The 14,976-nt window shown below is 36.7% G+C and carries 7 protein-coding genes; all 7 read left to right on the forward strand.

Features of this window, described 5'->3' with window-relative positions; all coding sequences use genetic code 11:
* The first annotated feature begins 203 nt into the window (after positions 1-203).
* The 7 genes from HQN83_RS19315 (at position 204) to HQN83_RS19345 (ending at position 14,973) form a co-directional block, all read left to right on the forward strand.
* Positions 204-3,506 (forward strand): SusC/RagA family TonB-linked outer membrane protein, encoded by a 3,303-nt coding sequence (locus tag HQN83_RS19315; protein ID WP_173092447.1) that lies wholly within the window; start codon positions 204-206, stop codon positions 3,504-3,506.
* Between the two features lie 12 nt (positions 3,507-3,518).
* A complete protein-coding gene (locus HQN83_RS19320; protein ID WP_173092449.1) occupies positions 3,519-5,273 on the forward strand; it encodes a RagB/SusD family nutrient uptake outer membrane protein in 1,755 nt (584 codons plus the stop codon).
* A 331-nt stretch (positions 5,274-5,604) separates the two neighbouring features.
* The gene (locus HQN83_RS19325) at positions 5,605-6,174 is read left to right on the forward strand and encodes an RNA polymerase sigma factor (protein WP_173092451.1); all 570 of its coding nucleotides are present in this window, start codon (positions 5,605-5,607) and stop codon (positions 6,172-6,174) included.
* A gap of 65 nt (positions 6,175-6,239) precedes the next feature.
* Positions 6,240-7,385 (forward strand): FecR family protein, encoded by a 1,146-nt coding sequence (locus HQN83_RS19330; protein ID WP_173092453.1) that lies wholly within the window; start codon positions 6,240-6,242, stop codon positions 7,383-7,385.
* 35 nt (positions 7,386-7,420) lie between these two features.
* The gene (locus HQN83_RS19335) at positions 7,421-10,867 is read left to right on the forward strand and encodes a TonB-dependent receptor (RefSeq protein WP_173092455.1); all 3,447 of its coding nucleotides are present in this window, start codon (positions 7,421-7,423) and stop codon (positions 10,865-10,867) included.
* A gap of 10 nt (positions 10,868-10,877) precedes the next feature.
* The gene (locus HQN83_RS19340; protein WP_173092457.1) at positions 10,878-12,593 is read left to right on the forward strand and encodes a RagB/SusD family nutrient uptake outer membrane protein; all 1,716 of its coding nucleotides are present in this window, start codon (positions 10,878-10,880) and stop codon (positions 12,591-12,593) included.
* 226 nt (positions 12,594-12,819) lie between these two features.
* Positions 12,820-14,973: an alpha-galactosidase gene (locus tag HQN83_RS19345; protein WP_173092459.1), complete on the forward strand. Its 2,154-nt coding sequence runs from the start codon at positions 12,820-12,822 to the stop codon at positions 14,971-14,973.
* The last annotated feature ends 3 nt before the right edge of the window (positions 14,974-14,976 follow it).

Genomic DNA, 14,976 nt, shown 5'->3' on the forward strand with positions numbered 1-14,976 from the left:
CATTTGGTAAGAATATGCTATTCTTCCTATTCTCCTGCATTAGAAAGTTTTTTATTTTTTTTTGAATCATTTGGGTTGCTTGGGGTACTTGTTAGTAAATAACCAATTACTAATCACAAATCCTTAAAGCAAGAAACAGACAGAGAAACTGATGAACTAATCAAGCAAAAAATCAACAAATCAAGAACAAACAAACCAAATGTATGAAACTTAAAAATTTACTTTTTAGTAGGGCATCTATTTTTATGCTCGCATTACTGGGGGGGAGTTTAGCATCGGCAGCAACCGAATTAAGCCATCCAGTAATTGTAAAAGCAAGGCCAAATAGCACCAAAAAATATGTCGCCCCTAGAACAATTAGTCTAAACGAACCGTTGGGCCAATTGTTAAATAATACTGCTTTTGCCAGCGTTAAAGGTAAAGTAGTTGATAATAAAGGGGAAGGATTACCTGGAATTAGCGTTAAGGTTGAACGCACAGGTGTTTCCTCGCAAACAGATGGAAGTGGTAATTTTCAAATTATAGCAGAGGCCGGCGATGTAATATCTTTTAGCGCCATTGGTTATATGCCAAAAAAAATTACTATTTCAAATGAGAAAACAGTATTGTCTATTACACTTGAGGAGGACAATAAAAAATTAGAGGAAATAGTTGTAGTGGGGTATGGGGCGCAAAAAAAGGTAAGCGTAACCGGAGCCATTAGTACTATAAAAACAGCTGACATTGCAAGCATTCCAGTTAGTAATTTATCAAATGCATTAGCCGGACGATTACCTGGGGCTACAATTGTAGGTTCGTCGGGTTTGTCTGGTGCCGCATCAAGCATTCGTATACGTGGTAGTTTTGTTGAACCGCTTTATGTAATTAATGGAATCATTAAGTCGAAAGCTGATTTTGATGCCTTGAATGCAAATGAGGTAGAAAGTATTAGTATCCTAAAAGATGCAGCTACTGCATCTATTTATGGTTCAAAAGCCGGTGACGGGGTTGTTTTAGTTACCACTAAAAAAGGCGTCGTTCAAAAGCCAACTTTTGATTATTCGAACTCTTTTTCAGTTTCCAATACAACTCAACCACAGCAAGATTATACCGCTACTGAAGAGTTGAGGTATGATAATAATGTGGCGAGAGGAAAGGGGCAACCTGAACAGTATGGCAAGGATATTTTTGATTATTTTAAAGATAAAAGCTATAGCATTAACGATTACATATGGCGGAATCCTACTGTTCAGGAACACAATATAGGTTTACGTGGTGGATCAGAAATCATACAATATAATATGAACTTATCCTATCATACAGAAAATGGTTCATATAATAATTTAGATTTTAATCGTTATAATTTCCGTTCTGATATTACAGCAAATGTATCAAAAAGAATAAAGATTAACTTAAACCTTAGTGGTAACCAACGCAATTATAACAGATGGTATTGGCCTTATGATGATCCAGCAAGTAACACTGTTGGAGATTTTTATCGTGCTACTTTTAACTGGACCCGTCTTTATCCGTTTTATGTAGATGGTTCTGGAAATCCATCTTATAATAGCAACGATTTACCGGTAATTGCAGGCTCCTGGAGCCCTGTTTGGGCCGTTAATAATAGCCCGGCTTATATACATAATAAATTACGTAATCTAGATGGGATTTTGCGATTTGATTTAGATTTAGGCGAATATATACCTGGCTTATCTACTGCTCTTCAGGCTCAATACAATGCTAATGATAATAATATTAAATCATTTGTTGTTTTTAATCAGGTTTATAAATTTCAAACGAACACAAATAGCCTAAATAATAAATTTGTTCCGGGACCTATTGACCCCAAACTAATCAATATTCATACAATGAGTAATGATTATCCAAATATTAAAGAAGGATTTGGATTGGGTGATTCCAATACTTTAAATTGGTTTTTAAACTACAATAGAACTTTTGGTAAGCATGCAATAACCGCTATGGCTGTTTATGAGCAAGCGAGAACAAATTTTAAGAGTTTGTCTGGCATGCGACAAAAACTGCTTGTTAATAATATTGATCAACTTTTTAACGCATCAGATGATGCGGTTAATAGTACTTTTTCTGGTCGTGAAAGTATAGAAACACGTTCTTCTGTTATTGGACGTTTAAATTACAGTTATGCAGATAAGTATATAGCAGAATTCTCATTTCGGGAAGATGGTAATTTCAGGTTTGCACCAGGTAAACGATGGGGATTTTTCCCTTCTGTGTCCGCAGCTTGGCGTTTAGGTCAAGAGAATTTTATGAAAGATATAGAGTGGTTGTCTGAATTAAAATTACGTGGATCCTATGGTACTTCTGGCAACGACTTATTTGGTACAACATCAGACCCTATTGCTCCGTTTCAATGGAGCCAGAATTTCGTTAAAGCTAGTGGTACCGTTTTTGGATCAAGCCTGGCTGATGGACTTGCACCAGGTACATTGCCTAATCCAGATATCACCTGGTCGACTACGAAAATGCTTAACATTGGGTTAGATTTTGGCTTTCTAAATAATCGGTTAACCGGTTCCGCGGAGTATTTTACAAAAAAAACTTCTGATATTTTAGGTAGAAGGCTCGCTTCTACTCCTAATACTTTAGGCGCAATTTTGCCAGCTGTAAATTATGCTGCAAGGTCTTGGAAAGGTTATGAACTCTCACTTGGCTGGAACGATACTAAAGGAGAAATTAACTATTCAGTTTTTGCAAACATGGGTTACTCTAAAGATCAATGGGATGTTTTTGATCAAGCTGCTGCACTAACGGATGGCACTTATTTAAACAACTGGCAGAGCATGATTGGTCATCCCAATAACAGAATAAGAGGTCTTCAGTCATTGGGTATAATTCGTACCCAAGAGCAATTAGATGCATTACCGTCAACTTATATGCAATATGGTTCTAAACCAAAGTTGGGCTATATTTTGTATAAAGATATTAGAGGAGCGGGTTTCTCTGAGGGGCCTGACGGTAAAATTGATGATAACGATATGACTTACTTGTCTGACAATGCAATTCCACGTATTAATTTTGGCTTTGGCTTTCGCATAGCCTGGAAAGGTATTTCATTATCTAGTCTTTTTCAGGGTGTAAGCGCATATGATAAAATAGTGAACACAGGGAATACTTCATCTGGTGGTGTATTCCAGACAGGTGACCGACCATATTTTGCAATTTGGGCTAGAGATTACTGGACCCCTGAAACACCTAATGCCAAATATCCAATGGCTTCTGATATGTTTGGCGATCAGAATGTTGGTGGTGGCCCTTCAACTTTTTGGATTCGAAATGGGGCCTATATTCGTTTAAAGAACATTGATTTGGGGTATGAGTTGCCTGATAAATGGATTAAACACCTTGGTTTACAAAAAGTAAGGGTTTTTGCTAATGGTACCAATCTATTTGTAATCTCTGGCTTTAAAGAACATGACCCTGAACAAGAACGTTTAGATTCTTACCCCTTAATGAAAACATATACTGCGGGTTTAAATGTTACATTTTAGTCTATAAAAATTATGAAAAATTTAAAGTTTAGTTTATATATATTGCTATGTACATTTATTATAGCAATTGGTTTTAGTAGTTGTTCAAAAGTTTTGGATAAAGCTGAAAACTTAAGCCAATACCCACCTGATGGTGTTTTTAACGATCTAGCCCAGTCCAATGCTTACTTGGCTAATTTATATGGTAGTTCATTGCCTAATTCCTGGCCATTAAACGACGGTAATTCTGCAGATGAAAGCGGTGGTATTACAGGACCTGATGCTATTACAGTAAATAGTTCCAGGATTTTTTGGCCATATGACGTCATTAGAAAGCTTAATATATTTATAAATACAATACCTACTGGGACATTAGCCGATGCAAATAAAAGTAATTTAGTTGCGCAAGCCAAATTTTTGAGGGCATTTTTGTACTTTAAAACGTTAGTTTACTATGGTGGCGTACCGATTATTAAGGAAGCTCAAGGTATAAATGACGAATTAAAAGTACCTAGAAATTCAACGGCTGAATGTTTTACTTTTATCGAAGGTGACTTGAATGAGGCAGAAGCGGCCTTACCTCCAAAATATAGTGGGAATGATAGAGGACGCATAGATCAAGCTACGGTTAAAGCATTTAGAGGCAGGGTTTTGTTGTATAAAGCATCTCCTCAATTTAATTCTGCTAACCCGTATGACAATCAGTACTGGGCTGCTGCATATCAGGCTAATAGTGACGCAAAAACCTTTTTGGATGCAAACGGTTATGGTTTGTTGGATAACTATAGTAATGTTTTTACTGTAAAAGGCAATCAAGAATGTATTATGTCCGTAATCGGCCTTAATCCAGGCAAAGTGAATTTGCGTGGAGACGATGCTGTTCGTCCACTTTCAGAATCGAAAAATGCTACAGGAGGTGATCAACCAATTTGGGCCTTAGTACAAGCTTATCCAATGTTAGATGGGAAAAAAATAACCGATCCTACTTCTGCTTATACTTATAATGAGCAAAGCTTTTGGCTAAATAGGGATCCGCGTTTTGCCCAAACGATAGTTTATAATGGTGCTCCTTTCGCGCTTAGCGGTAAAGCTGGACGTCGTCAATATACCATGAAGAATGTAGCATCTTCACTTGATGCCTTTGGTTTTGCAATTCAGGGAGAGAGTGCTTATCGTACCGGATTTTTTACAAGTAAAGGTCTAAATTTAGCTTTACCTGCGCCACCAACTACCAGTGATTATGATTGGAACGAAATTAGGTATGCGGAGGTTTTGTTTAACCTTGCTGAAAGCGCAAATGAGACCGGACACAGTAATGAATCGCAAGCTGTTTTAATAGCAATTAGAAAGCGGGCTGGTATTTTACCTGGATCAGATGGCCTTTATGGTTTAAAAGGAGGGATGAGTCGTGCGGAGATGCGTACCGCTATTTTAGATGAAAAGTATGTGGAGTTTGCTTTTGAAGGAAAACGTTATTGGGATTTGCGCCGCCACCGTCTATTTGCTACTAAATTAAATGGCATACATAAATATGGGATGATGGCAACTACAGTTAATGGCCGTACGGCAGATCAGGTAAATCCAACTGACATAAGTAATGCAGCTGCATATACATTGCTGCCGGAGAATTTTGGTTATACAGTTACAGAATTAATAACTTCAGGACCTACTACAATGGTGGTACCTGATACTTATTATTTCTTCCCAATTCCTTTAGATTACATTAATCAAAATCCTAATCTAAAGCAGAACATTGCTTGGGGCGGTACATTTAATCCAGAATTATAAAAAGAACACATTTATTAATATTTAGTTGCAAACGAGGTAATTCACATTACCTCGTTTTTTTGGTTTAATAACCATTAGTTAATGGTTAACTAAAAGGCAACTTGAATGATTTTCGAATATTTGCCAAATTCGCTTAATGTTTTGATGAAAATTCTTAATAAGTATGTTCGGGTAATCTATAATTTCGTTTAATAGCTCTCCCATGTTTATGAAATTGCAAAGGTCAAATGATTATATTTATATATGGCATTTAACTATAAATTATTAATTTAATAAAAATCTTTTGGGACAAGTTTTTTACTAAGTAGTAGTCAGATCGAGGGTTAATTATATGAAAGCGTATCCTGATTTTACTGATTCTGAGTTGATCACATTGATTTGTGAGGGCAATGAGAATGCATTTACTGAAATTTATAACCGCTATTGGAAGCAGGTATTGTATTACGCTGTCCAAAAAACGGGTGATATGACAGCGGCAGAAGATATTGTTCAGGATGTATTTGTATCCTTATGGAAAAGAAGAGAACAGTTAGAGATCAAGTCGGAGTTTAAGAATTACTTAATCGTCTCTATAAAATATAGAGTATTGAAGTTTTTAAACAGAGAAAGAATTAAAAGATTAGCGGAAGAGAGTAATGGTTTGACGTATGATTTGCTTGATGATTCCACTCAGCAATATCTTGATTTTGATGAGCTTCGTTCTGCTCTGGAGGACATGATTTGCAAGCTTCCGGAAAAGAGTGCTTTGATCTATCGTATGAATAAGGACGAAGGACGAAGCCATAGGGAAATCGCTTATGAGATGGGGATGTCTGAAAAGGCAGTTAATTCTAATCTGGTCAGAACAAAAAAAATACTTCGTGCAGGACTGCACACCTTCCTATTTGGTTTCCTACTCTAAAATGCATATTTTTTGTATCATTTGGTTGAGTTGGGGTACTTATTAATATATATCTACGTAGAAAGATGACAAAGACAAAGGATAAGATCAGGCTTCAAGAGCTTGCCCATAAGTATCTTCAGGGTAATCTTACCAAAAAAGAAAAGAATGAGGTTGACAAATGGTTTAGCCAAACTAACGAGGAACCTTTAGAAGTCTCTGATTTGTATGCAAGAGATGAAGAAGAACACAAACAGATTATTTTTAATAGGATAAAGGAAGAAATAGGTACTAAACGCTCGCGGGTATTTGCTTTATGGAAAGGTATTGCTGCTGCGGTCTTTGTTATTTTTGCTATTGGTCTGGGGATGTGGTATTTCAAAGGAAATAACGAGCCTGTTATACAGATGGCTAAGGTTAGTGGAAATGATATTGCTCCAGGCAACAATCAGGCTACATTAACACTTGCTAATGGAAAAACAATTCTTCTCTCTTCAGTTGTTAATGAAAAGTTATTGAAAGAAGCGGGGGCTGAGGTACAGAAAAATTCAAAAGGCGAACTGGTCTATAAGCAACTAGTTCCTGCTGAATCCTCAGAGTTGGAATACCATACGCTAACTACTTCTAGAGGGGAACAATATCAGGTGATTTTACCTGACGACTCCCATGTGTGGCTAAATTCGGCTTCTTCTATTAAATTCCCCGTTAATTTTGCTTCATCAAAAGAGCGTAGAGTATTCATTACCGGAGAAGCTTATTTTGAAGTTGCAAAAGATAAAATAAAACCTTTCAGAGTAGTGTCAGATAGTCAATTGGTCACTGTATATGGAACTCATTTTAACATTAACAGCTATAAAGATGAAGCTGGCACAAGAACTACTCTTCTTGAAGGAAGTGTGGATGTGAATGGTACTCTTTTAAAGCCAAAACAACAAGCAATAAATGAAGATGGGGGTATAAAAGTTATACCAGTTAATGTAGAAGATGTTGTAGCTTGGAAGAACGGTTATTTTAGATTTAAGGCCGAAACACTTGAAAGCATTATGCGCAAGGTTTCTAGGTGGTATAATGTAGATGTGGAATTTCAGTCTGAATCACTTAAAAGTATTGAGTTTGGAGGAATCATGACAAAGTATATGAATGTCTCTATGGTATTGAAAAAGCTAGAACTCACGGGCGAGGCATCATTTGAACTTAAGGGGAAAACTATAATTGTTAAGAATAGAAAATAAAAATATCTTGGCTATATGCTTAAATTCCGTTGACGATGAAATTAACCGTTGTTCTTTTGGTTGCTGGTATGTTGCTGGTTTCTGCAGCGGGATTTGCACAACGTGTTACTTATGTAAAGAAAAATGTCTCATTGTCCGAGCTCTTCGACGAAATTAATAAACAAACAGGATATGGCATTATCTGGTCAGAGAAAAAGATAAAGAATAAGACCACTTTTGACGCAGATTTTCAAGATACTCCTCTTGAAACGGTGCTTAAAATCAGTTTAAAAAATCAACCGTTAACATATACGATTCAAGATAAGACGATTGTTATCCGGGAACCAGATCCATTATCAATTAGTCCTGTTATTTTGGCTAGGACTATAGATGTTACAGGAAGGGTTCTCGATGAGAAAGGGAAGCCCTTAGCCGGAGCAACGATTAAGGTAAAAGGCACCTCAAATGAAATCATTACTGATACAATTGGCAGTTTTTTTTTAAAGGGGATTAACGAGCATGCAGAACTTATTGTCTCATTTTTGGGCTATAATGTGAAGCAAGTCACAGCAGTTTCTGAAAATATGGTTATTAGTATGTCCCTTAGGTTAATTGATCTTGAGGCTGTGGTGATCTCCGTTGGCTATGGAAGTTTGAAAAAGACTAGTGTTACTGGTGCCGTGTCAACAGTAAATGCAAAAGATATTCAATCAACTCCAACTTCCAATCTATCCAACTTGCTGGCAGGTCGTTTAGCAGGAGCACAAATTGTAAATAATTCAGGATTTGTAGGGGCAAACTCGAACATATTGGTCCGTGGAGTTGGTTCAGGTACTGGGGGAACATATCCTTTGGTAGTGATTGATAATGTAGTCGCTTCCAGAACCGATTTTGATGTGTTAGATCCAAATGAGGTAGAATCAATTACTTTATTGAAAGATGCGGGAACAGCCGCAATCTATGGTTCAAGAGCCGCAAATGGTGTATTGTTAGTCAAAACAAGATCTGGAGAAACTAACCAAAAGGCTGAATTTGCATTTAAAGCTTATTTATCTACAGATCGTACAACTCAACCTATTCCATCATATACGGCAACAGATGAATTGATATATAAAAATAATCAGTACAAGCATAAGCAAGAAATAGCGGGACAACCAATTGGTACGTTGCCTTATGGACAAGCAGCTTTTGACTATTACAAAGACAGATCGTACGAATTGATGGATTATATATGGCAGAATCCAATCGCTCACCAATATAGTTTAACCGTTTCTGGGGGAAGTAAAGATGTCAAGTATTTTATGCTTGCAGGTTTTAACAAAGCAAATGGTTCCTTTAAAAATACCGATTATAATAGATATAATTTTAGAAGTAAAGTAGAAACAAACATTTCTAAGAATTTAAAAATAGGATTGAATCTGAGCGGTTACAAACGTGCCCTTGATCGCTTTTATTGGCCTTATGATTCTGAAGAAAGTCAAACCGTTCAAGATTTTTATAGAACCACTTTCAATTGGTCGAGACTTTTTCCATTTTATACTAAGCTAGACGGGACCCCCACTGATAGATTGGATTCGGAAGGATTCCCCGCAATCGGGAGCGGTGGTTGGAATCCAGTAGAAACTATCTATAATACCGGCTATCGCAAAATAGTTTACAATACGCTGAATGGCATTTTAAATGTTGATCTAAAAATTCCGTTTATTGAGGGTTTAAGTACAAGTGTTATGGCTAATTATAGTATTAACACTAAAAATAGTAAGTCTTTTATCAAATTTAATACTTCATATCCTATTAAATTTAAAAGCGATGGGGTAAGTACCAGGGGTTATTTGCCTATAGGTCTAGATCTTGCCAATCCCAATATTCATAATTTGAGTCAGGATTTAGAAAAAATTAGCGAAGATGTAAATTTTGTAAATTCATATCAATTAAACTGGTTTTTGAATTACAATAGATCCTTCGGAGAGAATGATATCTCGGCTAATTTGATATACGAGCAAAGCGAGGGTAATTCAAAAGTATTAACTGGTTCAGCGGGGAGGCTCTTGTCAAGTAGTATAGATCAGATATTTAACACTTCGCAGGATGCTTCTGATAGGTATTTTAGTGGCAGTGAAGGCGCTAATGCAAGGCTGGGGTGGATTGGAAGAATACATTATGAATATGATTCAAGGTATATTGCCGAATTTTCTTTTAGAGAAGATGGATCTTACATATTTGAGCCTGGTAATCGTTTCGGTTTTTTTCCATCAGCATCAGCAGCATGGCGCATCTCAAAAGAAAAGTTCTTTAACATAGATTTTATTAATGAACTAAAATTAAGGGGGTCTTACGGTACAACAGGTAATGACGGTACTACCGATGGTAGCATTCCTGCTTATCAATGGCAAAATAATTACGATCCAGCGGGTTCATATATGTTTGGAGACAATTACCAACTTGGGATAACTCCCGGAACATTTCCTAACCCAGACATTACCTGGGAAAAAGCAAGTTCTTATGATTTAGGACTTGACTTTGGTTTGTTTAATGGGAAGTTAAATGGTGAATTTGATTATTTTAAACGTAGAATATCAGATATTTTTCAAAAAAAAACACAAACATTACCAGGTACTTTTGGCGCTATTTTACCACAAGTCAACTATGCTAAAAAAGATGTGAGCGGTTTAGAATTCAGTTTGCAATATCACAATAAGGTTGGAGAGATCTCTTATTCAATGGGTGCAAACATAGGTTATGCTAAGGATAAATGGGTGACTTTTGATGAGCCTGCGGGTATAAAGGGAACATGGCGAAGCTGGATTGGACAGCCAACTAATAGAGTGAAAGGTTATATTTCTGAAGGAATTATTAGAGATCAAAATGTTGTTGATGAACTTAAAGCCAGAGGTTTTAAACAATTTGGCAGAGACCCTATGATTGGTGCATTGTTATTTAAAGACATCCGCGGGGCGAATTATGTTGAAGGACCTGATGGTAAAATTGATGTGAACGATGAAGCCTATCTCTCAACTAATCAAATCCCCCGTATCAATTATGGAATAAATTTATCGGTTGACTGGAAAGCAATTAAAGTTGATATCCTATTGCAGGGTGTGAGCACTTATGATAAAATAGTTTCTACTTTAAATACTGTTGAAGGCGGAGTATTTCAGTTTGATAGGCCATATTTTGGTCTCTGGGTAGATGCTTGGTCAACAGAAAACCCAAATGGTAAATACCCTAAAATTGTTGATTGGGGATATGAAGAATTAGGTTATGCTCCTTCATCTTTTTGGATTAGAAATGGTGCTTATCTGAGGTTGAAAAATGTTAATATTTCTTACGGTCTTCCTGAAAAATGGATCAACAAAATTGGAATTAAGCAGGCCCAAGTATTTTTTACAGGAACGAACCTACTTACATTAAGTGCCTTTAAAGAATATGATCCGGAGCAATTGGCCCTTGACTCATATCCAATTATGAAAACATTTACAGGAGGATTAAATATTGTCTTTTAATACACTGAGCATGAAAAAAATAAGCTATAAAGGGTGTTTTCTAATTTTTCTAATATCCTTGTTGGGATGTAAGAGAATTCTTGATATAGAAAATGTTTCAGCGTTTGATCCAAAAAAAGTATGGAATGATCCACAATTGGCACAGGCCTATTTAACAAATGTATATATCAAAGTATTTGTTGGATGGCCAGTTAACAATGGTAGCAATGCTGATGAATTATTTGGTAATCTTGGCGTTGATGCTGTGACTACGAATAGTGATTTATTTAAAATCTGGCCCTATGTAACAATAAGGAATGTAAATATTTTGCTGAGTGAAATAGATAAGGGGGGCTTAACAGCCCCCGTCAAGGATCCTATTAAAGGCCAAGCGTACTTTATGAGAGCATTTTTGTACTTTAATACAATTATTTATCATGGTGGGGTGCCAATTATAGATAAGCCACAGGAGATAAATGATGATCTTATGGTTAAAAGAAATTCAACCAAAGAGTGTTTTGATTTTATAGAATCAGATCTTCAAAAAGCTGCAGCATTGTTGCCTGATAAATATACTGGAAGTAATAGAGGCAAAATAGATAAAGCTACTGTAATGGCTTACTTAGGTAGGGTTTTACTTTATAAGGCAAGTCCGCAGTTCCATCCGGCTAACCCATATGGCAATACAGATTGGGCAAAAGCCTATGAGGCAAATAAACAGGCAAAGGATCAGTTAGCAGCCCTAGGGTATGACTTAAATCCAGATTATGCAGGGATTTGGAGTAAAAATAACAAAGGAAATAAGGAAGCTATCTTCAGTGTAATATATAAAAAGCCCAATAAAACTAACGGAAGGCAAGAAGATAATTGTAGGCCATTAAGTGAATCTAAAAATTCGACAGGTGGAGATCAGCCGATATGGGAAATGATTGAAGCATATCCAATGAAGGATGGCTTTCCGCCTGGATTTTCCCCAACTTATACTTACAATTTGCAAACTTATTGGGAAAATCGTGATCCAAGATTTTATGCTTCTGTTGTATACAATGGGGCTACATATGAATTAAGTGGTAAGGCTGGCCGCAAACAATACACCGCTGCGGGTATCGCTCATCAGGATGATATATTTGGCCCCGGACAAAATTACCCAAGGACTGGGTTTTATCCTCTAAAAGGAATGGATCCAACTTTATCACAAACTGAGGTAACCAATAATGAAACAGATTGGATAGAACTTCGCTATGCAGAGGTTTTATTAAATTTTGCAGAAGCAGCAAATGAAACAGGAAACACTAATGAAGCATTAGATGTATTGGTTCGTATTCGTAAACGGGCGGGTATTGATTCTGGAGTTGATAACCGTTATGGCCTAGGAGCTAGCTTAAGTAGAGATGATATGAGAAAGGCAATATACAGAGAGCGTAGAATTGAATTTATTTTTGAGGGTAAGCGCTTTAATGATTTGCGGAGGACAAGAAGCTTAAACGAAATAAATGGAATGAGTAAGAATGGTTTACTAGCAACCTTGAAAGAAGGCAAAAACCCAACTGATGGTGGGGTGTATCTGCTTAAACCAGAAGATTTTACTTACAAAGTGTTGCCTCTTTTGGGTAATGGTACCAATATAATGTCAACCCCAAATACCTATTATTTCTTTCCAATTGATAAAGGTGAGATTGATAAGAACCCCAATCTGCTTCAGAATATCGGCTGGGATGGTGGAACTTTCAATCCAACATTAGAATAATCGCTAGTCAAGGATCAAACTTTTATTTAAAGTAAATATCTCTCTATCAGAGCTTAGAAGATAGATGGTCTTGGTGTTGATATAAATTATCAAATTTTTTGAGTCATTGTTATAGGATAGGGTACTTGTTAACAGAGCGCATCATTTAGGTTGTGATAATAAGCGCATTGGTTAGTTGCGGGCGCACGGTATAGTGCGCCTGTTTTTAAAAATTATTTAAGAATAGATGAAACACTTAATTATTGTTGGAATTTTTATTTTAAGTATCTGGTTTCCTGTTTTGGGACAAAACATGCAAAAATCGGACTGGTTGTTGAATTCTGCTGCCTACAAAGCAAAGATTAGTAAATCTAGCGAAGATATTGTGCTTAACAATGGCCTGGTACGTAGGGTATTTAAAATTAAACCGAATGTAGCCTGCATAGACTACGTTAATCTAGCTAATGGCCAGCAATTATTAAGATCAATAAAACCCGAGGCACGATTAACGATTAATGGAAAAGATTATAACGTTGGAGGCTTGTATGGGCAAAAAGAGAATGCATATTTAAGAACTGAATGGCTTAACAAGTTGACAATTGATAAGAATGATTTCCAATTTGAAAAATTTGAATTGGACACTATAAAGCCTCTGATCAAATGGGAAAATAAGTTTTGGACAAGCAATGGGAAGAGTCCGAGTGGGAAAAAACTTTCTTTTTATTACCATGCTGGGGCTACCGAGTTGTCGGGGCTAGAAGTTGTAGTGAACTATGAGCTGTACGATGGCGTTCCATTGATTGTAAAATCGTTAACTATTAAAAATACCGGGAAAAATGTATTTAAGATTGATCGTGTGATAAGCGAGATTTTGGGAATGGTAGAAGAGCAGAGTGCGGTTGTTGGAAAACCTGAACAAATGGCAAAACCGCAAGGAATATATTTTGAAACAAACTATGCTTTTAACAATGCAATGCGCTATGATCTTAGTGATCAAACAACACACTGGAAAGTAGATGCTGCATATACATCTCAAGTTAATTATGATTACCAAACACCCTGTTTATTGGAGATTTATCCCGATAAAGCTCCGGGTATAGAGATAAAGCCAGGTGAAAGCTTCAATTCTGTAAGAACTCATGAACTACTTATGGATAGTTATGATCGTGAAAGAAGGGGATTAACGATCCGCAAAATGTATCAGACAGTTGCACCATGGACTAACAGCAACCCTATTTTTATGCACTTGGTAAGCCGCAACGATGAACAGGTTAAAACGGCAATAGATCAATGTGCAGCAACGGGTTACGAAGCACTTATTCTGAGTTTTGGAAGTCATTGTAATACAGAAGATACCACCAAAGCCAATATCGAAAAATGGAGGAAGATAGCTGATTATGCTCACCAAAAGAAGGTCTCTATTGGTAGCTATACTCTTTTTAGTTCCAGAAAGATTAGCGATGAAGATGATGTAATTGATCCAAAGACTGGAAAACCCGGTGGTGCTTTTTTTGGCAATGCCCCATGTTTTGGAAGTAAATGGGGACTTGGGTTCAGAGATAAAATCAAGACATTTTATGCTAAGACCGGTTTTGATATATGGGAAAACGATGGGCCATATCCAGGTGATGTTTGTGCATCAACAACGCATCCTGGTCATAAAGGATTGGAAGATTCACAATGGAGACAGATGGAGATTCAAAAAGAGCTATATCACTGGCTAAGTGAAAGAGGAGTCTATATTAATGCTCCAGACTGGTATTTTTTGGATGGAACCAATAAGATTGGTATAGGATATAGAGAAGTAAACTTCTCACTGCCAAGAGAAAACCAAATGATCCTTAACCGTCAAAATATTTTTGATGGCACCTGGGAGAAAACGGGTTCTATGAGCTGGGGCTTTGTTCCGTTAACGGTTTATCAAGGCGGAGGCCCAGAAGCTGTGCTTGAGCCACTAAATCAACATTTGAAAGATTATGAACAGTTAATGATGCAGTATTATGGAGCAGGTGTTCAGGCTTGTTATCGCGGGCCGAGATTGTATGATACAGAGGCTACCAGACAAACAGTAATAGGCGTAATAAATTGGTATAAAGAATTCCGTAACATACTGAATTCGGATATGATTCATCTTCGTAGAGCCGATGGAAGAGATTGGGATGGTTTATTGCATGTTAACCCAAAGCTAAAAACAAAAGGTATGCTGATGCTTTATAATCCACTGGAAGAGAAAATTACAAGATCAATTAAAATCCCTTTATACTATACCGGACTTACAAATGTTGCAAGACTAAAGGAGAAATACGGACCAGCAAAAATCTACAAGCTTGATCGGAATTACGAGATCAACTATACAATAACACTAAACCCCAAAAGCTATACATGGGTGCAGGTAGAATAAGTA

The sequence above is a fragment of the Pedobacter foliorum genome, from assembly GCF_013266735.1.
Taxonomy (GTDB): Bacteria; Bacteroidota; Bacteroidia; order Sphingobacteriales; family Sphingobacteriaceae; genus Pedobacter; species Pedobacter foliorum.

What these genes read in the sequence shown, in the direction of transcription:
- HQN83_RS19315 (WP_173092447.1), top strand. Translation starts at nt 204, where the DNA reads ATGAAACTTAAAAATTTACTTTTTAGTAGGGCATCTATTTTTATGCTC.
- HQN83_RS19320 (WP_173092449.1), top strand. Translation starts at nt 3,519, where the DNA reads ATGAAAAATTTAAAGTTTAGTTTATATATATTGCTATGTACATTTATT.
- HQN83_RS19325 (WP_173092451.1), top strand. Translation starts at nt 5,605, where the DNA reads ATGAAAGCGTATCCTGATTTTACTGATTCTGAGTTGATCACATTGATT.
- HQN83_RS19330 (WP_173092453.1), top strand. Translation starts at nt 6,240, where the DNA reads ATGACAAAGACAAAGGATAAGATCAGGCTTCAAGAGCTTGCCCATAAG.
- HQN83_RS19335 (WP_173092455.1), top strand. Translation starts at nt 7,421, where the DNA reads ATGAAATTAACCGTTGTTCTTTTGGTTGCTGGTATGTTGCTGGTTTCT.
- HQN83_RS19340 (WP_173092457.1), top strand. Translation starts at nt 10,878, where the DNA reads ATGAAAAAAATAAGCTATAAAGGGTGTTTTCTAATTTTTCTAATATCC.
- HQN83_RS19345 (WP_173092459.1), top strand. Translation starts at nt 12,820, where the DNA reads ATGAAACACTTAATTATTGTTGGAATTTTTATTTTAAGTATCTGGTTT.